The organism is Rhizobium sp. CB2179 (assembly GCF_057653455.1).
The window spans coordinates 1,298,629-1,324,816 of sequence record NZ_CM172781.1; the positions used below are offsets into that span (position 1 = coordinate 1,298,629).

At 60.8% G+C, this 26,188-nt stretch carries 25 protein-coding genes; 10 read left to right on the top strand and 15 right to left on the bottom strand.

The features are described 5' to 3' along the window. Positions 1 to 112: 112 nt before the first annotated feature. Both AC244Q_RS06525 and AC244Q_RS06530 read left to right on the top strand, forming a co-directional pair. The gene (locus AC244Q_RS06525) at positions 113 to 1,006 is read left to right on the top strand and encodes a carbohydrate ABC transporter permease (RefSeq protein ID WP_113545979.1); all 894 of its coding nucleotides are present in this window, start codon (positions 113 to 115) and stop codon (positions 1,004 to 1,006) included. Next, a complete protein-coding gene (locus AC244Q_RS06530) occupies positions 1,006 to 1,839 on the top strand; it encodes a carbohydrate ABC transporter permease (RefSeq protein ID WP_003558393.1) in 834 nt (277 codons plus the stop codon). Before AC244Q_RS06525 ends, AC244Q_RS06530 begins: the two co-directional genes overlap by 1 nt. Positions 1,840 to 1,866: 27 nt before the next feature. Here the strand turns inward: AC244Q_RS06530 and AC244Q_RS06535 are convergent, their stop codons facing one another. Genes AC244Q_RS06535 through AC244Q_RS06550 form a run of 4 tightly spaced genes read right to left on the bottom strand, consistent with a single transcriptional unit; the run spans position 1,867 to position 6,476 of the window. Further along, complete coding sequence (locus tag AC244Q_RS06535) at positions 1,867 to 3,111, bottom strand: O-antigen ligase family protein (protein WP_128406357.1); 1,245 nt, start codon at positions 3,109 to 3,111, stop codon at positions 1,867 to 1,869. Further along, positions 3,108 to 4,670 carry an undecaprenyl-phosphate glucose phosphotransferase gene (locus AC244Q_RS06540; RefSeq protein ID WP_128406358.1) on the bottom strand — a complete coding sequence of 521 codons (1,563 nt, stop codon included), beginning with the start codon at positions 4,668 to 4,670 and terminating at the stop codon, positions 3,108 to 3,110. The genes AC244Q_RS06535 and AC244Q_RS06540 overlap by 4 nt, the downstream gene beginning before the upstream one ends. Positions 4,671 to 4,727: 57 nt before the next feature. Further along, positions 4,728 to 5,897: a glycosyltransferase gene (locus AC244Q_RS06545; protein WP_012756925.1), complete on the bottom strand. Its 1,170-nt coding sequence runs from the start codon at positions 5,895 to 5,897 to the stop codon at positions 4,728 to 4,730. 3 nt (positions 5,898 to 5,900) lie between these two features. Further along, positions 5,901 to 6,476: a polysaccharide biosynthesis/export family protein gene (locus tag AC244Q_RS06550; protein WP_012756926.1), complete on the bottom strand. Its 576-nt coding sequence runs from the start codon at positions 6,474 to 6,476 to the stop codon at positions 5,901 to 5,903. Between the two features lie 189 nt (positions 6,477 to 6,665). Here AC244Q_RS06550 and AC244Q_RS06555 point away from each other — a divergent pair, with 189 nt between their 5' ends. Next, the gene (locus tag AC244Q_RS06555) at positions 6,666 to 8,846 is read left to right on the top strand and encodes a GumC family protein (protein WP_128406359.1); all 2,181 of its coding nucleotides are present in this window, start codon (positions 6,666 to 6,668) and stop codon (positions 8,844 to 8,846) included. Between the two features lie 4 nt (positions 8,847 to 8,850). Here AC244Q_RS06555 and AC244Q_RS06560 read toward each other — a convergent pair whose 3' ends face one another. Continuing rightward, positions 8,851 to 10,092: a GNAT family N-acetyltransferase gene (locus tag AC244Q_RS06560; RefSeq protein WP_128406360.1), complete on the bottom strand. Its 1,242-nt coding sequence runs from the start codon at positions 10,090 to 10,092 to the stop codon at positions 8,851 to 8,853. A 223-nt stretch (positions 10,093 to 10,315) separates the two neighbouring features. After that, entirely contained in the window at positions 10,316 to 10,525 is a 210-nt protein-coding gene (locus AC244Q_RS06565; protein WP_012756929.1) for a DUF2842 domain-containing protein, read from the bottom strand. 114 nt (positions 10,526 to 10,639) lie between these two features. Between AC244Q_RS06565 and AC244Q_RS06570 the strand changes: the two genes are divergently transcribed. Continuing rightward, positions 10,640 to 11,743 (top strand): COX15/CtaA family protein, encoded by a 1,104-nt coding sequence (locus AC244Q_RS06570; protein WP_012756930.1) that lies wholly within the window; start codon positions 10,640 to 10,642, stop codon positions 11,741 to 11,743. Positions 11,744 to 11,768: 25 nt separating this feature from the next. Here AC244Q_RS06570 and AC244Q_RS06575 read toward each other — a convergent pair whose 3' ends face one another. The 7 genes from AC244Q_RS06575 to AC244Q_RS06605 all read right to left on the bottom strand — a co-directional run bounded on the left by AC244Q_RS06575 (position 11,769) and on the right by AC244Q_RS06605 (position 18,538). Then, positions 11,769 to 12,560: a sulfite exporter TauE/SafE family protein gene (locus tag AC244Q_RS06575; protein WP_003558410.1), complete on the bottom strand. Its 792-nt coding sequence runs from the start codon at positions 12,558 to 12,560 to the stop codon at positions 11,769 to 11,771. 184 nt (positions 12,561 to 12,744) lie between these two features. Continuing rightward, entirely contained in the window at positions 12,745 to 13,677 is a 933-nt protein-coding gene (argC, locus tag AC244Q_RS06580; RefSeq protein ID WP_128406361.1) for an N-acetyl-gamma-glutamyl-phosphate reductase, read from the bottom strand. A gap of 60 nt (positions 13,678 to 13,737) precedes the next feature. Continuing rightward, positions 13,738 to 14,700 carry an agmatinase gene (speB, locus tag AC244Q_RS06585; protein ID WP_113546003.1) on the bottom strand — a complete coding sequence of 321 codons (963 nt, stop codon included), beginning with the start codon at positions 14,698 to 14,700 and terminating at the stop codon, positions 13,738 to 13,740. 216 nt (positions 14,701 to 14,916) lie between these two features. Next, positions 14,917 to 16,104, bottom strand: coding sequence for a CmlA/FloR family chloramphenicol efflux MFS transporter (gene cml, locus AC244Q_RS06590; protein ID WP_128406362.1), 1,188 nt, complete (start codon positions 16,102 to 16,104; stop codon positions 14,917 to 14,919). Between the two features lie 306 nt (positions 16,105 to 16,410). Beyond that, positions 16,411 to 16,878, bottom strand: a complete 468-nt coding sequence (gene rpsI / locus AC244Q_RS06595) for a 30S ribosomal protein S9 (RefSeq protein WP_003558419.1) — start codon at positions 16,876 to 16,878, stop codon at positions 16,411 to 16,413. 1 nt (position 16,879) lies between these two features. Further along, entirely contained in the window at positions 16,880 to 17,344 is a 465-nt protein-coding gene (gene rplM / locus AC244Q_RS06600) for a 50S ribosomal protein L13 (protein ID WP_003558420.1), read from the bottom strand. A gap of 315 nt (positions 17,345 to 17,659) precedes the next feature. Further along, positions 17,660 to 18,538, bottom strand: coding sequence for a LysR family transcriptional regulator (locus AC244Q_RS06605; RefSeq protein WP_128406363.1), 879 nt, complete (start codon positions 18,536 to 18,538; stop codon positions 17,660 to 17,662). Between the two features lie 94 nt (positions 18,539 to 18,632). Between AC244Q_RS06605 and AC244Q_RS06610 the strand changes: the two genes are divergently transcribed. Both AC244Q_RS06610 and AC244Q_RS06615 read left to right on the top strand, forming a co-directional pair. Further along, the gene (locus AC244Q_RS06610) at positions 18,633 to 18,863 is read left to right on the top strand and encodes a DUF1127 domain-containing protein (protein ID WP_128406364.1); all 231 of its coding nucleotides are present in this window, start codon (positions 18,633 to 18,635) and stop codon (positions 18,861 to 18,863) included. Between the two features lie 95 nt (positions 18,864 to 18,958). Next, positions 18,959 to 19,789 (top strand): enoyl-CoA hydratase, encoded by an 831-nt coding sequence (locus AC244Q_RS06615; RefSeq protein WP_128406365.1) that lies wholly within the window; start codon positions 18,959 to 18,961, stop codon positions 19,787 to 19,789. Here AC244Q_RS06615 and AC244Q_RS06620 read toward each other — a convergent pair whose 3' ends face one another. Both AC244Q_RS06620 and AC244Q_RS06625 read right to left on the bottom strand, forming a co-directional pair. Beyond that, on the bottom strand, positions 19,790 to 20,626 hold the full coding sequence (locus AC244Q_RS06620; RefSeq protein ID WP_113545972.1) for an EamA family transporter: 837 nt from the start codon (positions 20,624 to 20,626) through the stop codon (positions 19,790 to 19,792). 476 nt (positions 20,627 to 21,102) lie between these two features. Continuing rightward, on the bottom strand, positions 21,103 to 21,426 hold the full coding sequence (locus tag AC244Q_RS06625) for a hypothetical protein (protein ID WP_026157315.1): 324 nt from the start codon (positions 21,424 to 21,426) through the stop codon (positions 21,103 to 21,105). Between the two features lie 120 nt (positions 21,427 to 21,546). Between AC244Q_RS06625 and AC244Q_RS06630 the strand changes: the two genes are divergently transcribed. The 4 genes from AC244Q_RS06630 to AC244Q_RS06645 all read left to right on the top strand — a co-directional run bounded on the left by AC244Q_RS06630 (position 21,547) and on the right by AC244Q_RS06645 (position 26,101). Further along, the gene (locus AC244Q_RS06630) at positions 21,547 to 21,975 is read left to right on the top strand and encodes a CoA-binding protein (protein ID WP_017993605.1); all 429 of its coding nucleotides are present in this window, start codon (positions 21,547 to 21,549) and stop codon (positions 21,973 to 21,975) included. Between the two features lie 116 nt (positions 21,976 to 22,091). Further along, positions 22,092 to 23,375: an O-acetylhomoserine aminocarboxypropyltransferase gene (locus tag AC244Q_RS06635; protein ID WP_128406366.1), complete on the top strand. Its 1,284-nt coding sequence runs from the start codon at positions 22,092 to 22,094 to the stop codon at positions 23,373 to 23,375. A 23-nt stretch (positions 23,376 to 23,398) separates the two neighbouring features. Then, positions 23,399 to 23,743 (top strand): cupin domain-containing protein, encoded by a 345-nt coding sequence (locus AC244Q_RS06640; RefSeq protein ID WP_128406367.1) that lies wholly within the window; start codon positions 23,399 to 23,401, stop codon positions 23,741 to 23,743. 228 nt (positions 23,744 to 23,971) lie between these two features. Further along, entirely contained in the window at positions 23,972 to 26,101 is a 2,130-nt protein-coding gene (locus AC244Q_RS06645) for a bifunctional diguanylate cyclase/phosphodiesterase (RefSeq protein ID WP_128406368.1), read from the top strand. Positions 26,102 to 26,188 lie beyond the last annotated feature (87 nt).

Sequence of the window (26,188 nt, forward strand, 5' to 3'; positions counted from 1 at the left end):
TGGTCACGGCCGTCCCTGGCGGTCGTGGCCTCAGTCGGGTCGATCCAAATAAATGAGCACTGCGATCGGCTTGCTGCGCGATGACCACAGCTTTGGCTTTATGGAGTAATGGATGAAACGCTCCGCACTTGACGGCTCGCAACGGACCAATTTTATCTATTTATTGCCTGGATTGCTGTTCTACGCGGCTTTTGTCTTTGGACCGATCGTCGCGGCTTTGGGTTTGAGCCTGACCAGTTGGGACGGCTTGAGCATGCCCAAGTGGGTTGGTTTGGGCAATTACGCCGATCTTTTTTCTGACAGCCGTTTTTATATTGCCTTGCGTAACAATGCCGAGCTTATGATCTTCTATTGTGTCCTGCCGCTCGTGCTCGGCATAACTCTTGCCGCTTGCGTCTGGAATCTGAAGCAGCGCGAACAACTCGCCCTGCGCACCTTCCTGTTCCTGCCTTATATCATGCCGACTGCCGTGTTGGGCATCATCTGGGCATGGCTCTACAATCCCGCATTTGGCCCGTTCAATCAGTTTCTGAGAGCGGTGGGGTTGGGCGCCTTCGCGCTCCCGTGGTTGGGCGATTTCAATTTTGTGCTTCCCGCGGTCGGGATCGTTGCCACTTGGTATTTCTTCGGTTTTTGCATGGTCATCTTCCTGACCGGAATTCAGCGCATCGACCCGTCTCTTTTCGACGCTGCCAAGGTCGATGGCGCTTCGGGGCGAAAAACCTTTTTCTGGATAACGCTGCCGCTTCTCTTGCCTGAAATAAGGGTGGTTTTGCTGCTGACGGTCATCGCGTCAATCAAAAGCTTCGACCTGATTTTTACAATGACCCGGGGCGGACCCGCCAACGCGACGCTCGTCCCGAACATCTACATGTATCAGCTTGGCTTCGAGCTTAATCGGTTCGGCGCTGCGGCGGCCATCGCCATTGTCGGCGCTATACTCACATTCGTCATCAACTACGCAATTCACCGGCTGGTGGGCTCGCAGAACAAAGGACGGGCTTGATGAGCCGTTGGTCTAACATCCCCGCCGGTACGCTATTCCTTCGCATTGTCCTCTGGCTTCTTGCTTTCGTGACGATCACGCCGTTCCTGCTGCTGCTTCTAACCTCAATAAAGAGCAAGGCCGACGTTCTGCAGGGTGCGTTCGCGCTGCCGGCATATCCGCATTTCGAAAATTACGTCGATGCCTGGAATGCCGGACATTTCAATATCTACTTCTGGAATTCGATCATCGTTGTCATACCCGTCGTTGCTGCAAGCGTCTTTCTAGGCCTGCTGACCGGTTTTGCCTTCGCCTACCTGTCATTTCCGCTCCGGCGTACGCTGTTCGCTATTCTGACGCTCGGCATGATGGTGCCGGCGGAAGCCTTCATCATCCCGCTTTATTATGAAATGAGGTATCTGGGATTGATCAATACCTATGCGGCTCTGATTTTGCCGCAGATCGCGATGTCGATACCGTTCTCGACGATCTTCCTCGCCAGCGCGATGCAGCAACTGCCGGAAGAAGTTCTCGAAGCGGCGGTTCTCGATGGCGCCGGACGCTTCTATATCCTGCGCAAGATCGTTATCCCACTCATGGTGCCGGCAATGTCGACACTGGCGCTGTTCCTGTTCATATGGACCTGGAACGAGTTTCTCATTCCGTTCATTCTGGTCAATGACGACGCCTATCGGACGCTGCCCCTCGGCATGTTGTTTTTCCAGGGACGTTACACCGTCAACACGCCGGTTCTGACCGCCGGCGCGGTGATTGTCATTTTCCCGCTCATCGTGACTTATCTGGTTTTCCAGCGACGGTTCATTGCCGGCCTGACGGCAGGAGCGACGAAATAGACAGCCGATTCGGTCGGCGGCAAGACCCTACGCCGCTCCCCTCATTCTTCGTTCGCGCTTGTGGCGCACTTCCAGCGCCGCGCAGCCCCAGACCGTGCCAAGCAGCAGATAGACATGGCGCCAGTGGTCGATGTCGATGACGTTGCCGATTGTCGCATGGCCGAGAACCGAGATCCAGGCGATCATCAGGAAGGGTTGCCACGGCCGGTCCAGTAGCAGGTTTCGGAAGCCGAGAGCGAGCGTCCAGAGAAGCATGCCGACATAGCTGACGAAGCCGAGCCAGCCATAGGAGGTGAGCGATTTCAGCCAGATATTGTGCTCGTCCTCGGGAAACATCGTGCCGAACACCAGCGGGCCGATGCCGAGCGGCCGCTCCATCATCATCGTGAAGCCGATCCGGTGGCGCTCGAAGCGACCGAGATGTTCGCCGTCATATTGCTGTACCAGCTGGGCGCGCGCCGAAAACAGTTCGGCGACCTTCGGGATCTGCAGCGCCACCAGCAGCGACGCGATCAGCATGATGATCGCCGCCAGCGACAGGACCAAGACGCGCAAGCGAAAGGCGCCGCTGCGCTCCTTCAACAGCATGATGAAGATCAGCAGCACCACGCCGAGCGCAAAGAGCCCCCAGGCGGCGCGAGAAAAGGAGAGGAAAATGCCGAGCGCAAGCACCAGCAGGGCGGCGGCCTTCAGCGGCGATTTCTTCAGGTCGCCGACCAGGATGCCGTGGACGAGATAGAGCGATGGCGGCACCAGGAAGGGGCCGAAGACGTTGGGGTCCTGGAAGGCGCCCTTGGCACGGTCGTAGAGCGTGAAGATTTCCGCGCCCGGAAAGGCGTGGAAATAGCCGAGTATGCCGAGCGCGGAGGTGGCGACGGCGGCAAAGGTCCAGGCATTGAAGATCAGCGGCAACCGCTTGTGGCTGTCCTCGATGATTGCCGCGTAGAAGACCGCCGTCAGCGCCAGGAAGGTCGACACCGCGATATACATCGGCGCGGTTGCCAGGTCCTTCATCTGCGTCAGCGACAGCATGCCGCCGATATTGAAGGTCAGCAGCAGGGCCAGCAGCGGCGCCACGCCGCGCGAAATCCTGAGGCCCAGGATGAACCAGAGGCCGATCAGCCCCGCCATCCAGAGTTCATAAGGTGCCGGCTCGTCGATCACGAAACCGGAAAGGAAGACGCCGAAGGCGACGAAGGCCGAGCCGATCAGGCGCAGCGTCATCCGCTGCGGTTGGGCGACACGGGGATATGTCGCCTCGATCGCGGTCAATAGGCGTTTTCCGTGTTGAGCAGCCGGATCGGTGTCAGGAACAGGATCTTGAGATCGAACCAGAGCGACCAGTTCTCGATGTAATAGAGGTCGTAGGCCGTGCGGAACTTGATCTTCTCGTCATTGTCGACTTCGCCGCGCCAGCCGTTGATCTGCGCCCAGCCGGTGACGCCCGGCTTGACGCGATGGCGGGCGAAATAACCCTCGACGACATCGCCGAAGGCGCGGTCGCGCGCCTGAGCGAGAACGGCGTGCGGACGCGGGCCGACGAGCGAGAGATCTCCCCTCAGCACGTTGAAAAGCTGCGGCAGTTCATCGATCGAGGTCTTGCGGATGAAGCGGCCGACGCGGGTGACACGCGGATCGCCCTTGGTCACCGCTGCCTTGCCGGTGGGGTCGGCCATGTTGGTGTACATCGAGCGGAACTTGAAGACGTTGATGATTTCATTGTTGAAGCCGTGGCGCTTCTGCATGAAGAAGATCGGGCCTTCCGACGTTGCCTTGATGGCGATCGCGGTCGCGACCATGATCGGCCAGAGCAGCGCAAGTGCGACGATCGTGAAGAAGATGTCGAAACCGCGCTTGGCGACGGAATCCCAGTCGCGGATCGGCTTCTTGAAAATATCGAGCATCGGCACCGAGCCGACATGCGAATAGGCGCGCGGCCGGAAGCGCAGCCGGTTGGCATGCGCGGCAAGGCGGATATCGACCGGCAGAACCCAAAGCTTCTTCAAAAGGTCGTAGATACGGGCCTCGGCCGACAGCGGCAGGGCGATGATCAGCATGTCGATGCGCGTTAGCCGCACGAATTCGACGAGTTCGGCGACGGTGCCGAGCTTCGGATAACCGGCGACCATGATCGGCGAGCGTTTCTCGCCGCGGTCGTCGAAGATGCCGCAGATGCGGATGTCGTTGTCGGCCTGCTGTTCGAGGACGCGGATCAGATCCTTGGCCGGCTCGCCGCCGCCGACGATGACGGCACGGCGTTCCATGATGCCGTTGCGCGCCCAGTTGCGGACGCCGTAGGCGACGAGGAAGCGCTCGGCCGCGAGGAAGAGAGCGCCCGCAGCAAACCAGACGATATAGGCATCGACCATCGCCGATGTCGTGCCGCGAAGAAGTGCGAACAGGCCGGTGGTGAGGACAAACGCGATCGTCCACGCAACGAGGATGCGCGGTATCAGACGCAGCTTGGAGCGAAGTGCCGGAATTGTGTAAGTATCGGCAAGCTGCAGGCTGATGACGGTCAAGGCCGAGGCAATCGCCGCCATGCCCGCCCGCATCAACGGGGAATCGCCGCCGTCGCCTGGGCTGAAATAATAGGTGATCAGAGCTATCGCAAAGAGCGCCAGGAATTCGAGCAGCCGCAATTGCCCGATGATGATCGTTGGCGAACGGGTTCCGTCACGGAACTGTTCGGCGATCTGCCGGGCATAGGGGTTGATCTCAGTCGGATCGGAAGGCTTCTCCTGACCCGCTTCGCCGCGCACCTCGATGTCGGAAACCTGCTTGCGCAGTGCGTCCACGTCGAATTGATCGCCTTTTTCCAGCTTGTTCATGGGGTTTCATCGCTCGTTGTTACCCAAGCGAAATAGCAGAAAGCCCCTAAGAAACATTTACGAGGCCACAGGCAATACTTGGCCGGCAGCGGGATTGACGAGCTCTTGGTACAATTTCAGGACATCACGCGCCATGACGGCGGAGGAAAACACCGCCTTCACCGCCTCGGGCTTCGGCATCGTCCTGGCGTGCCAGTCGGGCGTGCTCAGCGTTTCAGCCATGACGCGGGCGAGATCGTCGGAATTGCCGGGCTCCACCAGTGCTGCGCTTTCGGCGCCGAGCACCTCTGGAATGCCGCCGACACGGCTTGCGATGATCGTCTTGCCGGCGCCTAGCCCCTCGAGCACAATATAGGGCATGGCTTCGGCGCGCGAGGGAACGACGAGGTTCTGCGCCATGGAGAAGGCTTCGTGGACCCGCATTGCCGGCAGCATGCCGATGCGTTTGCCAAGGCCGCGTTCGACCATCATCTCACGGTAGCGGTCGCGATCCGGCCCGTCGCCGATCATCAGCGCCGACAGTGGCCTGCCGAGCAGCCGTTCGGTCTTGGCGAAGGCATCGACAAACAGATCGGGACCTTTGAGGTCCCGCAGCATTCCCACATAGATGAAATGCACGGCATCCGAGCGGGTCGGGATCGGCTCGAAATCGCGCTCGCCAATGCCGTTGTAGATCAGTCTCGTCTTCGTCCGCGGCTTACCCACCTTGCGCGCATAGATGTCGCGCTCATATTCGCAGATGAAGACCAGCGCATCGGTGAAATATTCCTGCAGGCGCTCCATCCTGAGGACGAACTGTCCGCTGAGCGAGGAGCGCGAATAATGCAGGCTTCCGCCATGCGCGGTATAGAGGCGGGCTACGCGATACCTGTTCACCCGCAACGCTGAGCCGGCAAGTCGCGCGAGCACACCGCCCTTGGCGCCGTGCCCGTGCAGCACATCCGGCCGCAAACTTTTGATTTTCTTGTATGTATCCCACATCGTCGCAATATCGGACGGGCTGATCGACCGCCGGATCGGCACGCGTGTCAGGCCGAGCGAGAGATAGGGACGGATATCGTCGAACAGGCTGTCCTCGTACTCGCCGCCGGTCGAGCTGTCGCAGAGGATGCCGATTTCATGGCCGGCCTTGCTGTGTTCCTCGACGAGATCGCGGACATGGCGGAAAATTCCGCCGACCGGCGACCTGAAGCAATGGAGGATGCGGAGCGGCTGCTGTTCTGCCATCGCTCAGAAAAGCCGTTCGCGAACGTAGATCGTGTCACCTGCGATGATCGGTCCCGATATGTTGATGCGGCCTGTCAGCACCTGTCCGTTGATCTTGCGGGTAACATCGACCATGCGCTGGTTGGCGCGGCTGGTGAAGCCGCCGGCAATCGCGATCGCATTCTGCACCGTCATGCCGGGAACATAGGCATACTGGCCGGGCTGGCCGACTTCACCCATGATGAAGACCGAACGGTAGCGATCGACATCGATGGTGACGTCGGGATCGCGAAGATAGCCTTGCTGCAGTTTCTGGGCAATCTGGCCTGAGAGTTGCTGCAGGGTTCGGCCGCGGGCAGGGACCTGGCCGATGAGCGGGAAGGCGACATAGCCGGCCTGATCCACCGTATAGGTGTTGGTCAGGCTTTGCTGGTCGAAGACGGTGATGCGCAGCCGATCGCCGCTATCCAGTGTATAGGGCTGGATGGTGGCCTCGTTGAAGGCCTTCGGCGCCGGCTTGTACGTCGTGCAGCCGCCCAATGCTGCCGTCATGGCTGCAAGGCTTAGGGCCAAAAGGATCTTGGGCTGGACGACAGACATCCGCTTGTGCTCACAAAAATGAACTCGGTGCAGTCGTTATCGATCCGTTAGGGTTAATGCCCGGTAAAGGGTGCGTGCAATTTCCCGGTTTCCTTCATCGATCATCGCTCTTTGCCGGTGAGATCGCCATTAACCGTTGAGTTACCATGGTCGTTTACGCTTACGGCACCTTTGTTGTGGAGTAAGAGCATGTCCGGCGTAGCTCGTGATCAGGATGTGGACATCGACCTCGGCCAGTTGGTCCGTGCGGTCTGGGCGCGCCGTCTGCGGATTTTGACAATCACCCTCGTGGGGGCGGGCGTCGCCTTTGCCGGCGCCAAGATCATGTCGCCGCAATATCGCACCGAAACACGTATCCTCATCGAACCTCGGGCGCCGGCCTTCGCCAGCACGCAGCAGATCAACGACGCCAGCGCCGGCCCTCTGATGGATGAGCTGAACATCGCTAGCCAGGTGCAGCTTCTGCAATCGGCCGATCTCCTCAAGAAGGTCATCAACGATCTGAAGCTCTATAACCTGCCGGAATTCGACGATGCCGCCAGCGGTTCAGCCATGAGCAGCATCCTGGTGAAGCTGCACCTGAAGAAGAACCCGCTGGAAAATCCGCCGGAAGAGCGCGTCATCGACGCCTTCGTCGAACGCCTGCAGGTCTATCAGGTGCCGGGTTCACGCGTCATCGGCATCAATTTCACCTCCAAGGACCCGAAGCTCGCCGCCGCCATCCCGAACGCGATGGCGAATGTCTATCTTTCGACCCAGAGCGGCGCCAAGCTCGATTCCAACTCCGAGGCGACCCGCTGGCTGGAGCCGGAGATCGAAGGCCTGCGCCGGAAGGTCAGTGAAGCCGAGAAGAAGGTCGCCGAATACCGTACCGCGCACGGGCTGTTGCAGACGAACGGCACGACCACTTTTCCGGCCCAGCAACTGAACGATATCTCCGCCGAACTGACACGCGTGCGGGGCGACAAGGCCAATGCCGAGGCGAGGGCGCAGGCGGTGCGCAATGCGTTGTCTTCGGGCGAAGCCTCCGATACGCTGCCCGACATCATGTCCTCCCAGGCGATCCAGCGGCTGAAGGGGACGGAATCCGGCCTGCAGTCGCAGATCTCCGATCTGCAGACCAGCCTTCTCAACAACCATCCGCGGCTGAAAAGCCTGCGCGCCCAGCTCTCCGATATCCGTACCCAGATCCGCCAGGAGACGCAGAAGATCCTGGCGAGCATCGAAAACGAGTCCAAGGTCGCGGATCTCCGCGCGAGCGAACTCGAGCGCCAATCGGACACGGTGCAGGCCACCAGCGCCCGCGCCGGTGAGGACGAGGTCGGTCTCAACGCGCTGGAGCGTGAGGCGAACGCCCAGCGCCAACTGCTCGAAACCTATCTGGTGCGCTACCGCGAGGCCGCCTCCCGCGCCGACAGCAATTCGAGCCCAGCCGATGCCCGGATCGTTTCCAAGGCCGTCGAGCCGGTCGATCCTTATTTCCCGAAGGTGGTGCCGATCGTCGTCGTCGCTGCCGTCGCGACGCTGATCATGAGCGCCATCGTCATCATGCTGGCCGAACTCTTCAGCGGCCGGGCGCTCCGCCCTACAGATCTGGCTTCAGAGACAATCGAGGCAGAAGCGGTCGTCGAGGAAAAACATATACCGCAGGCCACTCCGATCGCCGCTACCGCCGGAAAACCCGTTCAGCCGAGTATGCTCGCCGTCGTCGCGGAGGAAGAGGATACGATCGAGGACGTGAAGGTTGCCGATGAGGCGCCAGAGGACGAGCCGGAGGATGACAACGAATTCTCCGTCGCCTCAGTTGCGGATTATCTCACCGGCAGCCGCGCGCCGCTGGCAATCGCCATATCTCCGACTGGTGACAGCGGCTCGGCGGCGACGGTTTCGCTGACCCGCATGCTCGCCGATGCCGGTCACCGCGTCATCCTGATCGATATGACCGGCTCCGGCTACCCCACGGAACTGATGGCCGAGGACCCGGCCGCCCTTGGTGTCACCGATCTGCTTTGCGGCGAGGCTGCCTTCGGCGATACGATCCACGGCGACCGCCTTTCCGATGCCCATCTCATTCCCCGGGGCCAGAGCGACGTGCGCCGCGCCATGCGTGGTGTCGACCGACTGTCGTTGCTGCTCGATGCACTCGCCGCCGCCTATGACCTCGTGGTGGTCGAATGCGGTTCGGCCGATGTCGCCGGCGTCTCGCGGCTGACGCGCAGCCGGGACGTCGAGATCATTCTCTCGCTGCCTGAGGTCGAGGAGACCATTTTCGTTGCACTGATGACGGAATTCCAGGCTGCCGGCTATGAGCGCGTCGTGCTGATGTCGGGCGGCGAAGCGGCCGAACAGACCCTCGGCCGGGCTGCTTGAACGGCTAGCCGATCCGTGCCCGGATGCCTTGGGCGAATTTATAGAGCTTCGGGCGCGCCTTGATGTGCGCCTTGCCGTGGGTGACGATCCGGTGAGCGGCGCCGGCGACGACGCCGAACGGCGATACCGGCAGCACCACGTCATAATGCGCGGTCTCGACCGGCGCCCAGGAACGCTTGTAGGTCTGGTCGCCGAGGCCGAAATCGAACAGTGCGACACCCTTGCCATGCAGTCCCGAGATGGTCTGCCAATAGAGGAATTCGCCGGGGCTAGTATCCGGCACGAGCTCTTCGTCGATCGCGCCGAACTGGCAGATGATATGGTCACCCTTGCGCGAGATGCCTGATATCGCGGCGATCTTACCCTCAAGTTCGCCCTTGAGCCGGAGCATATGCATCTGCAGCCCGAAATACTGCCTGGTGTCGTCCCGCTTGTCGATGAGACCGTGCAGGAAGGTCTGCGTCTCCCTATCGGCAAAGACGTCGGGCAGGCCAAGGCTGGCGAAACGGGCGCTTTTCAGGCGGAAGAAGATATCGAGCAGGCCGTGCTGTTCTTCCGATGTCCGAGGAATGAGGTATTCGAAGCCGCCGGCCGCCTCGAGGCGCTTCGACTGAACACGGAATTTCTTGCGCCGGTTCTTGGCGTTGAGCTGCTTCAGCGTGTCCTCGAAAGCGGGAAGGAACGGCAGCTGATAGGCGTGATTCTGGTTCTGCACCACCGGCAGCCCGGCGAGCGGGCTCTCGCGCCCACGCCATTCCAGCGGAATGTTCTGCAGCAGCAGCAGATCGGCGCGGCCCTTCAGCGCATGCCGGAGCCGGCCGGCGAACTCATGGGGGGCGATGATCCTGCCGGCTTCGGCAAAGCTCTCTGCGAATAGGCCGGTATTGATATTGCTGTGATCGGCGGCGATGAATTTCGCCGTCGTGAGCCCGCGAGACTTGACGATCTCGGCCGGCAGAATGAAGGCGGTCTGACCCGCATGAGTGCCTTTGAGGATCGCAAGCGGCCGCTGGAAGGCGCTCACCCAGGCGGCGCACCAGTCGTAGCTCTGATGCAGGGACTGGAGATTGTCGCGCTCCAGCGCCCTCCACTCATCCTCCAGCGGCTGCATCGTATCGAAGACTTCGATGTCGATTTCAGCCATGGCGAGTTTCATGCTCAGCTGGCGCAGGCGCGAAATGGCCGTATCGGCCAGCGCCACGTCGTCGGACGGCTGTTCATGGACATCGAGCTTTTGCGTCTGCACGATTTTCTCCGGTCAAGAATGCTGAACGGGAAGGTAGGTATGCCAGACGTATATTTGGTTTAACCGCACGCGCTGGGCGAGGTTTTCCGCGGATCACGGTTATTCGGCCGTTAATGGCCCTAAAGCATGTCGCGCAAAAGTGTGCCGCGGTTTTGCGACAACGACATGCGTAAAAACAAAGACCTAAAGCGCGACAAGCGAATCTGAAAGATCGCGACGCGCTTTAGCGCAGCGGGGGGCCGGCCATCCATTTGATGATAACCATCGCCGGCAACACCCAGAGCAGGCCGGTGAGCAGGAAATAGAGCAGATGTCCCCACCAGGGCGCGTTGCCGAGCGTCGCCACCGCGATCGTATTCGCCACCAGCGCATAAACGAGCACGAGCACGATGATCAGGATCGTGCCGATGAATTTGCGGAGGCGGACGGGCATCGGTTATCTCTCGGCATGGAGGGGGGAACCGGCGCGACGGCATGCCGCAAAGGTTCGGGGCTTGTTTTGCATGAGCCGGTGGGGCAAATCAACTGCCGGATAGAAGGAGACATCATGGCCGTCGCAAACCTGACCACGGAACAGGCGATCCTGAGCGAAATGCGCAGGCAGAATCGCGACCGCCGCGCCCTGCGCTTCTGGCTGGGCTTCGTGCTTTTGGCGCTCTTCTGTCTCGTGCTCGTCGGCGGCGCCACGCGGCTGACCAATTCCGGCCTGTCGATTACCGAGTGGAAACCGATCCACGGCGTCATCCCACCGCTGTCGGCTGCCGAATGGGAGGAGGAATTCCGCCTCTATCAGCGCATTCCCGAATTTCAGCAGTTGAACAGTTCCATGACCGTCGATGAGTTCAAAGGCATCTTCTGGTGGGAGTGGGCGCATCGGCTGATCGCCCGCGGCATCGGCGTGATCTTCGCGCTGCCGCTGATCTATTTCTGGCTGACGGGGCGGATCGAAAAGCGTCTGCGCTGGCCGCTCGTCGGCATCCTGGCGCTCGGCGGCCTGCAGGGTTTTATCGGTTGGTGGATGGTGTCCTCGGGCCTTTCCGTCCGCACCGACGTCAGCCAGTACAGGCTGGCGACGCATCTCGTCATGGCCTGCCTGATCTTTGCCGGCTGCATGTGGATCATGCGCGGTCTCTCCAGACATTCCGACGATCCGGCGCCGACCGGAAGCTCGCGCGGTTTTGCCGCGGCGATCGCCATTTTCGCGCTATTCCAGATCTATCTTGGCGCGCTGGTGGCGGGGCTCGACGCCGGTTTCTCCTACAATACCTGGCCGCTGATGGATGGTGCCGTCATCCCCTCCGATCTGCTGATCCAGCAGCCCTTCTGGATCAATGCCTTCGAGAACCCGAAGACGGTGCAGTTCATCCACCGCATCGGCGCCTATACGCTCTTCGCATTGACGCTGATCAACATGATGATCGCCCTTCGCGCAGCACCTTGGACCACCCACGCACGCCGCGCCATCGTGCTTTTCGCGCTGGTGACGTTGCAGGCGGCAATCGGCATCGCCACGCTGCTGATGCAGGTGCCGCTTCACTGGGGCCTGCTGCATCAGGCCGGTGCGCTGGTAGTTTTCGGTTTCGCCGTCGCCAACTGGCGCGGTTTTTACGGCGAATATCCGCGTGGGACGATGATCGCCGAGCGCGATTGAGGCGAGTGGCCGTAGCTCGGGGGATCTACCGCAGTACGCTGTCGAGCAGCGGCATGCCGATGATGGCGGCGGCGGCGATCAGGACGTAGCAGGCGATGCGGAAGGTCCGTTCTTCGGCAAGCCCGAACAATTTCGAGCCGCCATAGAGCCCGACCGCATAACTCGGCAGAATGACGGCGGTGAGCGCGAAGACGGCAGGCACGAACAGTCCGCCGAAATAATAGCTGATGGCGCTGAAGACGGACGAAATCGAGAAATAGAGCACCACATTCGCCCGGACGCGGGTGAAATTACTCTTGCCGCCGAGCCAATAGGCGACAACCGGCGGCCCGCCGAGCTGCGCAGCGCCGCTGAAAAGCCCGGCAATCAGCCCGACGCCGCTGGTGAGTGGTGCGGACGCCTCCCCGTGATAGCGCCATCCCGATACCAGCAGCGCAAGCAGGCAGATGGCGATGATCGTGATACTCCAGCGCAAGAGCAGCGGATCGAGCAACGTCAGGATCGCCGTGCCGGCTGGGATGCCGAGCGCAGCACCTGCCGCCATGACGAAAACCTCGGGTCGGTTGGCGCCGCGCCAGGCCGGCGGGATCATCCCGAGTGACGCAATGCCGTCGATGACGAGCAGGATCGGTGAGATCAGCTTCGGGCCGACGATCGCGCCGCCGAGCGGAACGAAGATCAGCGCGGCGCCAAAGCCAGAAAAGCCGCGGGCAAGCCCGGCGATGAAAGCAAAGGCCATCAGCGCATAGATGCCGTGGTCGGGCAGGGCAGCCGTAAACCATGCGTGCACGCCATCGACCAGCGCATCGAGCGTCATGACATCAGGCTCCGTGATTCGGGAATGGCGGGCAAGGAAGGTCTGCTCTCATAGCCCAATCGTCGCCGATGATCGAGCCGAAAGCGATGCTGCGGCCGCCGAGGGAGGCGGCCGCGGGAAAGATCATGATGAAGACATCGACACAAAGCTCGAGCGGCATCACGTCGATGCCGTCGTCTGCGCCTTACGAGGCGAGCATCAGGTCCATGTTCTGGACGGCGGCGCCCGATGCGCCCTTGCCGAGATTGTCGAGCAGCGCCACGAGGTTCACCTGCGAAGTGCCTGCGGTGCCGAAGACGAAGAGCTTCATCGTGTCCTTGCCTTCGAGCTCGATGGCATTGACGCGGGGCAGAGCCCTGCTTTCTGTCAGCGGCACGACACTGACGATATCCTGGCCGGCATAATGGGCAACGAGGGCCGCATGGATGCTTTCCATCGTCGTGCCCTCGGCGAGATCGTCGAGATGCAGTGGCACCTGCACGATCATACCTTGAGCAAACTTGCCGACGGACGGCGAGAAGATCGGCGCGCGGTCGAGCAGGCCGTGCACGGTCATTTCGGGCACATGTTTGTGGGTGAGCGGCAGGCCGTAGAGGAAATGCGGCGCGGTGATCGCATCCGGGTGATCCGGGTTTTCCATCTGCGCAATCATCTGCTTGCCGCCGCCGGTATAACCGGAGACTGCGTTGACCGTAACCGGATAGCCGTCCGGCAGGATGCTGGCGGCGCGCAGCGGCCGGATGAGGCCGATCGCTCCGGTGGGATAGCAGCCAGGATTGGCGACGAAACGGGCGGCCCTGATCCTGTCGGCCTGGGCGCTGTCCATTTCGGCAAAACCATAGGCCCAGCCGGGATTGATGCGGAAGGCGGTCGAGGTGTCGATGACGCGCACATTGTTGTTGGCCGAAACCATCTGCACCGCTTCCTTCGACGCATCGTCGGGCAGGCAGAGAATGGCGATGTCGGCGCCGTTCAGCATATCCTCGCGCAAGGCGGCGTTGCGCCGCTCGGCTTCGGGTATGGACAGAAGTTCGACATCGCGGCGGCCGGCCATGCGCGTGCGGATCTGCAGACCCGTCGTGCCGTGTTCGCCGTCGATGAAGATTTTCGGTGCCATGTTAAACCTGCGCTTTCAATGGGTTCTGAAGGTTTCCGGATTCAGTTTGAGGATGATAGGTCAGCCTTGTGACACGGCGATGGCGCGTCGCTCGGCATGAAGCCCCAGCATATACATCGCCACCGTTGCCCCCGCAATGGCGGTGATATCGGCGTGATCGTAGGGCGGCGATACCTCGACGACGTCGGCGCCGCGAATATCGAGCTGGTGCAGACGCTGCAGCACCGAGAGGATCTTGGCGCTCGAAGGTCCGCCTGAAACCGGCGTGCCGGTGCCCGGCGCAAAGGCCGGATCGAGGCAATCGATATCGAAGGTGAGATAGGCCGGCGCCCCGCGCGTATGGGAGATGATCGCCGAGGCGATATCGCTGGCGCTCATCTCCTCGACCTGATGACCGTAGAGAATATTGACGCCGCAATCCTCAGGCGCATGGGTGCGGATGCCGATCTGGATCGACCGGTCTGGATCGATGATGCCTTCGCGGGCGGCTCGCGCCACGAAAGAGCCATGGTCGATGCGCCGTTCCTCGTCGAACCAGGTGTCCTGATGGGCGTCGAACTGCACGAGCGCGAGAGGGCCATGTTTTGCCACATGGGCTTTCAGCAGCGGCCAGGTGACGTAATGATCGCCGCCAAGCGTCAGCAGGAAGGCGCCGCTATCGAGGATGACATTCGCCTGGCGTTCGATAGCGGCTGGCGTGTCCTGATGATTGCCATAGTCGAGCAGGCAATCGCCGTAGTCGATCACCGCCATGTCGGCGAAGAGCTCGCGGTTGAAGGGGTATTGCGCATCATTGTCGAAGATCGCCGAGGCGCGCCGGATCGCCTGCGGCCCGAAGCGTGTGCCCGGCCTGTTCGATGTCGCGGCATCGAAGGGAATGCCCCAGACGGCGACGTCGACGCCGGCGAGCTCCTTGGTGAAGCGGCGGCGCATGAAGGACAGGGCGCCGGCAAAGGTCGGGTCGCTGGCAGCGGAGGTGAGGCTGGTCGCCGTAAAGGCGTGGTCAATCGATCTGTTCGCCAAATCATGCTCCTTTTTCGGTCGCAAAATCATAGTCGCGTTCGATACGGACGCTGCATTGCAGGATCGCCGTTCGACGCCAGAGCGTCGGGTCTCTTGCGAAGGAATTGGCCGATCCCCCGCGCGCAGAAAGGCGTAGGCGAGGTGCGGACGGATTTCAAGCAATCGTTCGGACGACGGCCGCTCGTTATCGTCGAGCGACCGTCATTCGCTCGCTGCCTATCGGACCGGCTCCCGCAGGCACCACAATCCAGCCAGCGTCGTCAGCGCGGTCGCTGAGACATAGCCCACGAGTGGCCAGGCGCTGTCGCCGCCGAGCAGAATCACGAAGAAGGTTCCGGCAAAGCCGACGATGATGCTTTGGACGCAGAAGTAGAGCGCGACCGCCGTTCCCGCCGTGTCGCCAAAGGCGTCGAGCGCGCCGTTGGCGGTGACCGCCGTCGCAACGACGATGCCGATCGCGATGATCCACATCGGCACGACGAAGCTGACGAGGGAAGGCAGCAGAAACAACTCTCCAAAGGCAAGCAGCACGGCGCCGAGAAGCAGTATTGCCATGCCTCTGGCAAGGCTGCCTGCAATGCCCCAGCGCATGACGAAGCCTTTGGCGAAACGCGCCGTCACGATCATCACCAGCGCCACCGTGGCAAAGATGAAGCTGAAGGCGATGCCGGAAAAACCGGCTTTGTCGATCAGGATACGGGGTGCCGTCGAGAAGAAAACGAAGAAGGCGCCCATCGCCGTGCTGAAGCCGCCCGTATAAACCCAGAAGGGAAGACTTGTCAGGATCGGGCGGACATCGATCTTCGCAGTAACGGCAGGGCGGGTTTCGTGCCATCGCATGCCGGCGTTGAAAAGCGCGGCAACCGAAAGGAGGCCGATGACGAGGAAGATGGCGCGCCAGCCGAAGCGATCCGCGATCACGGCTCCGATGATCGGGCCGAGTGCGGGCACGAAAGAGAGGATGGAGCCGAGAAGGCTATAGATCGTGCTGCTTTCGGGACGCCCGGCGTAGACATCACGCACGGTTGCGAAAGTCGCGACGAGGGTCGCCGACGCGCCGACTGCTTGCAGCAATCTCAAGACCACGAAGACCGGCGCCGACGAGGAGCCGGCAAGCAGGAAGGATGACGCGGCAAAGAGTGCAGCACCGCCAAGCAGGACAGGCCGTCGTCCGATAATATCGGAAATTGGGCCGAAGACGATCTGGCCGACACCGAGCACGAGCATGTAGAGGCTGAGGGTCAGTTGGATGACCGCCGGCGAAGTGCCGAGCGCCTCCGGCATGACCGGCACGATCGGCAGATAGATATCCATGGCGAGCGAGGCCAGGATGTCGAAAGGTGCCATAAGCAGCAAGGCTGCCGGCAGGGAATAGGTCCATTGCTGGATTTTGGGATAAGACATGGGAAAGAACCCGCTCAAATGATTTCATTCGGCGGCGATCTGTCTCTTCATCAGTATCGGAATTGACCGGACAGACGCCGCAACAACAGGGCAGAGTTGTTGCGGCTTATTTGTCTGCGGACTTGGTTGTACCCATGATGCGACCCTGACTGCGGCTTCGCTCATTTCCGAAGCGCTTTGCCAAGTTTCTACCAGCGGAGCTGGAACGCGACAATGGCATGCCGGCACGCTTCCCCTTGGTTTAAACAGCGCAAACAAAAAGGCCGGGTTGCCCCGGCCTTCGTAAATTCCGTCTGTCCGAAGCGGTTAACGCTTGGAGAACTGGAACGAGCGGCGGGCCTTTGCCTTGCCGTACTTCTTGCGTTCGACGACGCGGCTGTCGCGGGTCAGGAAGCCGCCCTTCTTCAACACCGCGCGCAGGCCCGGTTCGAAGTAGGTGAGCGCCTTGGACACGCCATGGCGAACCGCACCGGCCTGGCCGGAGAGGCCGCCGCCGGCAACGGTTGCGACGATGTCGAACTGGCCGTCACGGGCAGCCGCGACGATCGGCTGGCGCAGGATCATCTGCAGCACCGGACGTGCGAAATATTCCGCGAATTCCTTGCCGTTGACGGTGATCTTGCCGGAGCCCGGCTTGACCCAGACGCGGGCGACGGCGTTCTTGCGCTTGCCGGTCGCGTAGGAGCGGCCGAGCGAATCGACCTTGCGGACGTGGGCCGGAGCAGCAGCTTCGGAAACCGTGCCGAGATCCTTCAGGGAGGAGAGGTCAGCCATATCAGGCGCTCCTTACGTTCTTTTTGTTGAGCGCGGCAACGTCGAGGGCGACCGGCTGCTGGGCTTCATGGGGATGGTTGGAGCCGGCGTAAACGCGCAGGTTCTTCATCTGGCGACGGCCGAGCGGGCCACGCGGAACCATGCGTTCGACGGCCTTTTCGAGGACGCGCTCCGGGAAGCGGCCTTCGATGATCTGGCGTGCGCTACGTTCCTTGATGCCGCCGGCATAACCGGTGTGCCAGTAGTAGACCTTGTCGGAATACTTCTTGCCGGTGAAAACGACCTTTTCGGCATTGATGACGATGACGTTGTCGCCGTCGTCAACGTGAGGCGTGAAGGTTGCCTTGTGCTTGCCGCGCAGGCGCATAGCGATGATGGAAGCGAGACGGCCAACGACCAGCCCTTCGGCGTCGATGATCACCCACTTCTTCTCCACCTCTGCAGGCTTCTGGGAGAAGGTTGCCATAGTGAATACTCTCTTTTGGGACCCTTGGCCCGAAGGCTTGAAGGGCGTTTCTTGTTGCTTGGATTGGCAGGCACGAGGCATGCCAAAAAGAAAGCAGCCCGGATAGGCTGCGTTCTGGCGCGGTGTATAAAGGGAATGTGATATCGGGTCAATATCGACTTCCCGAAGGTTTAGAAAAATTTTGTAGCAAAAACAGATACTTAGATATGTGGTATTTTGATACCTCACATTTCCGCGGTCGCGGACTGCTGCGCTTGACGTTTTTCACGTCGTCTCTGCCGGTTTGAAATAGCATCCGACGGTCGAAAGCGGCTCTTAACCTTTGAACGCGCGCAGACACTTCATCATTTCGCGAAGGCCGCGTGTCAGATGTTTGTCCCGGCGCAGCACCATGCCGAGGCGGCGCGTGAGCCGCGGGTTCAGCGATGAAGTCGTCACCAGGCCGGCGCGGTCGCGCTTCAGCGCCAGCCCCGGCAGGATCGACCAGCCGAGCCCCACGGCGACCAGCTCTTTGATCGCCTCGATGCTGCCGAACTCCATCGCAGGCCGGATCCTGGTATCCAGTGCAGCCAGCCACGCGTCGATCGCCCGCCTGGTATTGCCTCCCTCATAAAGCAGCAGCGTCCTGTCGCGCATGAAGGCGGCGTCCGGCCCGCCTTCGGGCATCACGCTGCCCGCAGGGGCGACGGCCAGCAATTCCTCCTCGTAGAACGGCTCGATCTCGAAGTTCCGTCCCGATGCCGGCAGGGCGACGACGGCGATGTCGAGGCTGTTGGCCTCCAGATCACGCAGAATGTCGTCGGCATCGCCGATGCGCACGGTGATTTCGAGGCCGGGCATGGATTTTCTCGCAACGGCGATGGCGCGAGGAAGCAGATGGATCGACGCTGTGCCGCCGCTGCCGATGCGCACACGGCCGCTGGCGCCATCTCTGTACGGCATCATCGCTTCTTCCGCGGCAGCCGATTCCTGGAGCAGCCGCCTTGCATGCACGAGGAGGTCGAGGCCTGCAGCGGTCGGCTGCGCCCGCCGCCCGACACGCTCGATCAGGCGTACGCCAAGCCGCTGCTCGAGCCCCTTCACCTGCAGGCTGACGGCCGGTTGCGTCAGGCCTTCCTTGTCGGCTGCGGCCGTAAAGCTTCCGAGATCGGCGACGTTGACGAAGGCGGCAAGCTGATCGAGGTGGAGAGGCATACAAAAGAAATCCTTATGCATATCATAATATCAATAAGCTTCTTTCGCGGCATCTTCCAGCGCATCTTTCATCCGTTGAAGAAAGGAAGAAGAGATGGCCTTGGAATTAAGCGGGATCCTTGACACACCTCGCGATATCGTTCGGTCGAGACTTCGCGGGATGGCGCGATGGAGCCTGCGGCTGCTGATGACGATCGAACATCACCTCGAAAAGCGCCGCAGCCGCCGCACGCTTTTGGAACTCACCGACGACGAGCTTTGCGATGTCGGTCTGACCCGTGCGCAGGCGAGGGCAGAAACATCGAAGTCGTGGTTCTGGTCCTGACGGCAGCGGTCTCTGCGTGGAGTGCGGATCCTGCTCGAAATTTCCGGCGCCTTGTGGCAAAACGTCTGCCTGGAATCGAGCGCAGGGAGAGCAGCATGGCCGAAATCGTATCCTTCCGGAAGGACGCCGGAGCGGAAGAGGGCGGCTTGCTGACCCGCTCGCTGCGCGACGGCGTGCTGCGGCTCGTGCTCAACAACCCGCCGGCCAATGTGCTTTCGATCGCGCTTCTCGAAGCGCTGCTGCAAGAGCTCGAAACGGCCGGGGCGGAGCCGGACGTGCGCGTCGTCGTCATCGCCTCGACCGGCAATGTCTTTTCCGCCGGGCATGATCTCAAGGAACTCACCGCCCATCGCGCCGATGAAGATCAGGGGGTCGGTTTCTTCGAAAGATCCTTCCGGCTTTGCGCCGATCTGATGCTGAAGATCGCGCATCTGCCGAAGCCTGTCATCGCCGAGATCGACGGGCTTGCAACGGCTGCGGGCTGCCAGCTCGTTGCTTCCTGCGATCTGGCGATCTGCACGGACAGTTCGACATTCTGCACCCCGGGCGTCAACATCGGCCTGTTCTGTTCGACGCCGATGGTGGCCGTTTCCCGTGCCGCGCACCGCAAGCAGGCGATGGAGATGTTGCTGACCGGCGAGACGATCGACGCCTCGACCGCCAAGGATTTCGGCCTCGTCAACCGTATCGTGCCGAAGCAGTATCTGGCGCAGGTGGTTTCCAAATATGCGGCTGTGATCGCCAGCAAGTCGCCGCTGACGCTGAAGATCGGCAAGGAAGCCTTCCACCGGCAGCTCGAACTGCCCGTGGAGGCGGCATATGATTATACCGCCAGGGTGATGGTCGAGAACATGCTGACTGAGGATGCGCAGGAAGGGATCGGCGCCTTCCTTGGCAAGCGCAAGGCCGAATGGACAGGCGAGTGATCACGCCAGTCTCAGAAGCAGCCCGCCGATCGCGATGACGACGCCGGCGACGTAGCGCCAGATGCTGGCTTTTTCCTTGAAGACGGTGATCGAGATCACCAGCGCAAACAGGATTGCGGTTTCGCGCAAGGCTGCGACGGTCGCGACCGGGGCTTTCGTCATCGCCCAGAGTGCCAGCCCGTAGGAAGCGATCGAGCCGGCGCCGCCGATAAGGCCGCGCCACCAGTTGCGACGAACGTGACGCATCACAGCGAAAGCGCCGCGCTGGGACGCTGCCCAGGAAAACAGCAGCACCGGCGGCAGCAGCGACATCCACAAAGTGTAGGAAATCGCATTGCCGGAGATGCGCGCGCCGATTCCGTCGACATAGGTGTAGCTGGCGATGACGCAGGCATTGGCAAGCGAGAGGATGACGGCCCGGCTGCTGCCGCGCCGCGCCTCCAGGGCGAGTGTCAGCACGCCGGCCGAGATCGTCATCGTGCCGGCAAGGGCGCCGCCGGAAAGATTTTCCTTCAGGATGAAACCGCTTGTCGCGGCGATCAGGAGTGGCGCGCAGCCACGCATCAGCGGATAGACAAGGCCGATATCGCCAGCCCGGTAGGCGGCGGCGACCAGTTGAAAATAGGCAAACTGCAGGATGGCAGAGGCGCCGATGAACGGCCAGGCCGAGGCGTCCGGCAACGGCAGGAATGGCAGGAACGGCAGTGCCGAAACCGCGCCGCCGGCCGAGATCAGCGCCGCATCGAGGGACTTATCGCTCCCCGCCTTGATGATGGCGTTCCATGTCGCGTGCAGCAGTGCGCCGAAGAGAACGAGCAGGATGACGTCGAGAGGCAAGGGAGTAATCCGGAAAGGATGAGAGGAAGAGGAACACACCTCGCCTTCGGCGTTTCAAATTCCTGAAAAGACAACTTGGATTTGCACGAAAATGCGCGGCGGCGGTCGCTTATGCGTTCATATGTCGAATAGCATTCTTTCAGTATGTGAACAATGGCGACTCATTTTAGCAATTTTTACGTGCGCGCGACATGCGTTCAATCCATGCGATCCTTTCAACTATGAGCTGTTTCTAATGGATGCGGGAACAAAGAGCGATGGTATCGCGAACAAAAAGAGAAAATCTCTAGAGGAATGCGAGAACTGTTTATTCTATGGTACTGAAATATAGATATTATTCTATAACTTTGATATACGGGAAAATTAAAGCTCCTGATTGTGCAATCGTTACGAAATCGCACCGCGGGATTGATCACAAACCTTTCGCAACCGCGAAAGGCGCGCAGTTCCTGCGTCCGCCATGACGGCGAAAAACATCAGAGCTGATGATTGGGAACGAAGAGCATCCCGTCAAGGTTGTCGATGTTCTGGCAGTTCAGCACTTGGCAGCGAGGAGTGTCTTTCGAAGGGATATGCGTCCATTCCGCATAATCGGTCGCGTCGCAATAATTGCTGTTGCGGACATAGCGATCGTAGAGCGGCAAGCCACGGGGAGACTGGTAGCGGAAGATGACCGCGCCCTGATTGTGGATGGCGGCACGCACGCTGGCACAGCTCATGGTGAGCGGATTGTAGCGCGAGATCGCCGACGCCGGCGATGCGGCGAGCACGAGCATGAGGGCAAGAGCGATTTTTTTCATCGAATCATCCTCAGGAAGTATCCAATTCATATATACGGGAAAGACAGCAGCCGGTTTCATGGAAACCCAAAAAAACATGCCGGCCGTGCCGAAGGGCTCTCGGGAGTTGGAGAAGCGGACATGAATCACGACGCCTACACGGATGATTACCTCGCCGGAATCCTGCATTCGATAAAGACCATAGCGCTGACCGGCGCCTCGCCCAATCCGGCCCGGCCGAGCAACGGCGTCATGGGCTATCTGCTGTCGCGCGGCTACGAGGTCATTCCCGTCAATCCGGGGCAGGCGGGCAAACAGATCCAGGGCCGCACCGTTTATGCCCGGCTCGCCGACATTCCCGTGCCGATCGACATGGTCGACGTATTCCGCGCCTCCGAATATCTGGATGGGGTCGTCGAGGAGGCACTGGCGCTGAGCCCGCTGCCGAAGATCATCTGGTCCCAGCTTGGTGTCCGCGACGATGCGGCTGCGGCAAAGGCGGAGGCTGCCGGCATCCAGGTGGTGATGAACCGCTGCCCGGCGATCGAGTATCCCCGTCTTATTGCCTGAGTTGCGGTCCGCGGAGACGGATTTTCCACGGAACGCCCATGGGTTGAAACGGATCGCGATTAACTTTCGTTCGCGAGAGGCTATGATCCTCCCGTCAGCAATAACGGGAGGACGACATGGCCAAGAATGATCCGGGATTCAACACGTTGGCGATCCACGCCGGCGCGCAGCCCGACCCGGCGACCGGCGCGCGGGTAACGCCGATCTACCAGACGACCGCTTTCGTCTTCAATGATTCCGATCATGCCGCCGCCCTCTTCGGTCTGCAGGCTTTCGGCAACATCTACACCCGCATCATGAACCCGACGCAGGCGGTACTCGAGGAGCGTGTCGCAGCGCTCGAGGGCGGCACGGCAGCCCTTGCCGTCGCCTCCGGCCATGCGGCGCAGGTGATCGTCTTCCACAATATCATGCGTCCTGGCGAGAATTTCATCGCTGCCCGCCAGCTCTACGGCGGCTCGATCAACCAGTTCGGCCACGCCTTCGAGAATTTCGGCTGGCAGGTGCGCTGGGCCGATGCCGCCGATCCGGCAAGCTTCGAAAGCCAGATCGACGACAAGACGCGCGGCATCTTTATCGAAAGCCTGGCCAATCCCGGCGGTACCTTCGTCGATATCGCCGCCATCGCCGACGTCGCGCATCGCCATGGCCTGCCGCTGATCGTCGACAACACGATGGCGACACCCTATTTCATCCGTCCGATCGAACACGGCGCCGACATCGTCGTGCATTCGCTGACGAAGTTTCTGGGCGGCCACGGCAATTCCATGGGCGGCCTCATCGTCGACGGCGGCACGTTCGACTGGTCGAAATCCGGCAATTACCCGATGCTGTCGAGCCCTCGGCCGGAATATAACGGCATGGTCCTGCACGCCACTTTCGGCAATTTCGCCTTTGCGATCGCTGCCCGCGTGCTCGGTCTGCGCGATCTCGGGCCGGCGATCTCGCCCTTCAATGCCTTCCTGATCCTGACCGGCATCGAGACGCTGCCGCTTCGGATGCAGCGCCACAGCGACAATGCGATCGCCGTTGCGAAGTGGCTGAAGGCGCACAGCAAGATCGCCTGGGTGAACTATGCCGGGCTCGACGATGATCCGAACCACGCCCTGCAGCAGCGCTACTCGCCGAAGGGCGCCGGCTCCGTCTTCACCTTCGGCGTCAAGGGCGGTTATGAGGCGGGCAAGACGCTGGTCGAGGGGCTGGAGCTCTTCTCCCATCTCGCCAATATCGGCGATACCCGTTCGCTCGTCATCCATCCGGCCTCGACGACGCACCGGCAGTTGACCGACGAGCAGAGGCTCGCTGCCGGCGCGGGGCCTGACGTGGTTCGCCTTTCCGTCGGCATCGAGGACGTCAAGGACATCATCGCCGATCTCGAACAGGCGCTCTCGAAGATCTGAGATCAACGAAGTCTATGGTGACCATGACAAACTTTCTCACCTTCAGCATCGACGGCGTCGAACCCGAGTTCGGCGCCCCTGAAGCCGATCGGATTATCTCCGGCGATCCGCATTTCCGTACCTGGAATCTGGAGGAGGTCGAAGGCGGCCTCTATTCCGGTATTTGGGAGGCGACACCGGGCAAGTGGCGGATCGTCTACGAGGAGTGGGAATATTTCAGCCTGCTGTCCGGCCACTCGATCGTGACGGAGGACAGCGGTGAGCCGGTTCATCTGAAGGCGGGCGACCGGATGATCCTCAGACCCGGCTTCAAGGGAACGTGGGAAGTCGTTGAAACGACTCGCAAGGACTATGTGATCAAGGTTTGAGCGGGCCAGCAGACCGACGCTGACGATGGCGGACGGTCCCGATTTGCGGCGATGACGGCCCGTTTCTGCGAATGGCGGCGCCTCTTTCCCGGATAGCACGCTTTTAACCAAACCCATTAATCGGGCCTACATCGGCAAATGCTAAACCTTATCTGCAGCGCATTGCGGACATGATGTCTCCTGCCGTCCCACAGACATGGCCTTGCAATTAATCTTTGCGGAATTTGCATGTCGTCGAATCTTGCAGCCAGGCACGTTCGGACTCAAACGTCTTCCATCATTGCGACAACCGTCTGTTTCCTTGTCGTCGCCCTCGTATTGACTGGCCTGATGGCGCATGTCGTCGTCACCATGACCCGCTCAGTGAACGAGATCGACGATGCCAGGGCCAGTCGCGCCGCCCGCGCGGCGGTCGCAGCCTTTGTGGCTCGCCTGAGCGGGACAACGACGGACAATGCCATATGGGACGATGCTTATAGTGCGGTCTCATCTCCGGCCGCTGCGGATTGGGCCTATGAGAATTGGGGAAAAACCAGCGAGGATTATGCGCTTTATGACGGCGCGATCGTGACCGGCCCTGACCGGTCTTCGATCGTCTCGGCCTATGCCAAAGGCAAGCCCTTCCAGCCGAGCACGTTTTTCGGGGAAGCTTTTTATCAGCAGATCAATGCTGCTGCCGCTCCGGCGAAGGCGCCGGTGGTCAATTTCATCAAGACCGAAAGCGGTATAGCGCTGATCGCCTCGCAGGCGATCCAGCCGTTCGAGACCGCCGCCGAGGTTCCGAAGTTCAGCGTGCTGAGTTTCTATAAGGAGTTTACGTCGGAGGTTCTCGACACTCTCTCCAACGAACATGAACTCGAGGGGCTGAGCCTCGAGACGACCCCCAAGCCGGGATCCCTGAACACGCCGATCACCGACATGAAGGGAGCCGTCATCGGCTATCTCGTTTGGCCGAGCAAAGCCCCCGGAAGCGCCGTGTTTCATCAGGTCTATCCCTATGTTGCAGCTTCTACCGTCATCCTTTCACTATTCTTGATCGGCGTTCTGTTGGTTGGCGCATCCGAGGCGCGGCGCCTGCGCCAACTGGCGCAAACAGCTCGCTTCGAAGCGAGCCATGACAGCTTGAGTGGCTTGTTGAACAGACAGGGGCTTCTCCGCCTGCTGGAGGATCTGGAGAGCCGGGATCCTTCATCGCCGCGGCTTTACTTGGTTGACCTCGACGGCTTCAAGGCGGTCAACGATGCTTGGGGACATGCGGTTGGGGATGATTTGATCCGGATCGTCTCGAACGCGCTGATGACCAGTCATCCCGAAGTCCTGGCCGCGGCCCGGCTGGGAGGCGATGAATTCGCGCTGGTGCACGTTGGATCCACTGCAGGCGAAGAGATCGAAGAGGCGATTCTGGCGCTGTTTGCCGAGCCCTTCAAAATTGACGGGCGAACGATCGAAGTTGGCGCAAGCATCGGAGCTGCGGCGCGCGATGGAGACATATCGCCTTTGGAGCTTCTTCGCAGAGCCGACATGGCCCTCTATCGTGCCAAGGCAAATGGCAAAGGTCAGGCGATTGAATACGACCCCGAACTGGACCGGGAACGCATACGGGTCGCCGAGCTGGAAGGTCTCTTGAAAAACGCCATCGTCAGCGGCGCAATCGAAGCCGTTTTCCAGCCTCTCGTCTCTGCTTCGACCGGTGCTGTCACCGGTCTTGAAGCACTGGCGCGCTGGAAAACTGCAACGGGAAACATCAGCCCGGAAATATTCATCCCTCTTGCTGAAAGATGCGGCCTCATCGATGCCCTTGGCGTCCATATGCTGAGAACGTCGATCGGGCATGCCAAGAGCTGGCCCGGTCTGACTTTGTCGGTGAATGTTTCGCCGATCCAGCTCTGCAATCCGGAATTTGCTGCCCAAGTGATCACGATCCTGCAGGAGTTGGATTTCAATCCAAACCGCCTGACACTGGAAATCACTGAGGGCGTTCTGATGACAAATCCGGATCAGGCCCGTCGGTCGATAGACCAGCTCAAGCGCGTCGGCATAAAGTTTGCTCTTGATGATTTTGGCTGCGGCTACGCCAGCATCGGTGCATTGCGGCAGTTTGGGTTTGATCGCATGAAGATCGACCGCTCGCTGGTGTCCGCTCTCGATGAAACCGCAAATGGCGCCGATATTCTTCGGGCAACCATCTCCCTGGCGACTGCTCTGCAGATTCCCGTGACCGCGGAAGGTATTGAGAATAGCCGTCAGGCGGCGATCTTGCGAGACGCCGGCTGCGACCAGCTTCAAGGCTATATGCTCGGAAAACCCATGTCGGCATGCGACATATCCAGCAGGCTGCGAGAAGAGTCGGCCGCGTGATCTCGTAAAGGCCACGAATTCGGCATCGGGCCTGAGCGGCCCGGCATATCGAAATCCTGAAAACGACATTTCCAGGCATCGCTGCGG

Excerpts from the sequence above, each read along its gene's own strand:
- rplM (WP_003558420.1), bottom strand. The coding sequence starts at position 17,344 with ATGGCAACCTTCTCCCAGAAGCCTGCAGAGGTGGAGAAGAAGTGGGTG.
- cml (WP_128406362.1), bottom strand. The coding sequence starts at position 16,104 with ATGTCTTATCCCAAAATCCAGCAATGGACCTATTCCCTGCCGGCAGCC.
- AC244Q_RS06525 (WP_113545979.1), top strand. The coding sequence starts at position 113 with ATGAAACGCTCCGCACTTGACGGCTCGCAACGGACCAATTTTATCTAT.
- AC244Q_RS06610 (WP_128406364.1), top strand. The coding sequence starts at position 18,633 with ATGGCCTTGGAATTAAGCGGGATCCTTGACACACCTCGCGATATCGTT.
- AC244Q_RS06550 (WP_012756926.1), bottom strand. The coding sequence starts at position 6,476 with ATGTCTGTCGTCCAGCCCAAGATCCTTTTGGCCCTAAGCCTTGCAGCC.
- AC244Q_RS06545 (WP_012756925.1), bottom strand. The coding sequence starts at position 5,897 with ATGGCAGAACAGCAGCCGCTCCGCATCCTCCATTGCTTCAGGTCGCCG.
- rpsI (WP_003558419.1), bottom strand. The coding sequence starts at position 16,878 with ATGGCTGACCTCTCCTCCCTGAAGGATCTCGGCACGGTTTCCGAAGCT.
- AC244Q_RS06555 (WP_128406359.1), top strand. The coding sequence starts at position 6,666 with ATGTCCGGCGTAGCTCGTGATCAGGATGTGGACATCGACCTCGGCCAG.
- AC244Q_RS06605 (WP_128406363.1), bottom strand. The coding sequence starts at position 18,538 with ATGCCTCTCCACCTCGATCAGCTTGCCGCCTTCGTCAACGTCGCCGAT.
- AC244Q_RS06575 (WP_003558410.1), bottom strand. The coding sequence starts at position 12,560 with ATGACGCTCGATGCGCTGGTCGATGGCGTGCACGCATGGTTTACGGCT.
- AC244Q_RS06530 (WP_003558393.1), top strand. The coding sequence starts at position 1,006 with ATGAGCCGTTGGTCTAACATCCCCGCCGGTACGCTATTCCTTCGCATT.
- AC244Q_RS06640 (WP_128406367.1), top strand. The coding sequence starts at position 23,399 with ATGACAAACTTTCTCACCTTCAGCATCGACGGCGTCGAACCCGAGTTC.
- AC244Q_RS06615 (WP_128406365.1), top strand. The coding sequence starts at position 18,959 with ATGGCCGAAATCGTATCCTTCCGGAAGGACGCCGGAGCGGAAGAGGGC.
- AC244Q_RS06565 (WP_012756929.1), bottom strand. The coding sequence starts at position 10,525 with ATGCCCGTCCGCCTCCGCAAATTCATCGGCACGATCCTGATCATCGTG.
- AC244Q_RS06635 (WP_128406366.1), top strand. The coding sequence starts at position 22,092 with ATGGCCAAGAATGATCCGGGATTCAACACGTTGGCGATCCACGCCGGC.
- AC244Q_RS06540 (WP_128406358.1), bottom strand. The coding sequence starts at position 4,670 with ATGAACAAGCTGGAAAAAGGCGATCAATTCGACGTGGACGCACTGCGC.
- AC244Q_RS06570 (WP_012756930.1), top strand. The coding sequence starts at position 10,640 with ATGGCCGTCGCAAACCTGACCACGGAACAGGCGATCCTGAGCGAAATG.
- argC (WP_128406361.1), bottom strand. The coding sequence starts at position 13,677 with ATGGCACCGAAAATCTTCATCGACGGCGAACACGGCACGACGGGTCTG.
- AC244Q_RS06645 (WP_128406368.1), top strand. The coding sequence starts at position 23,972 with ATGTCGTCGAATCTTGCAGCCAGGCACGTTCGGACTCAAACGTCTTCC.
- AC244Q_RS06630 (WP_017993605.1), top strand. The coding sequence starts at position 21,547 with ATGAATCACGACGCCTACACGGATGATTACCTCGCCGGAATCCTGCAT.
- AC244Q_RS06625 (WP_026157315.1), bottom strand. The coding sequence starts at position 21,426 with ATGAAAAAAATCGCTCTTGCCCTCATGCTCGTGCTCGCCGCATCGCCG.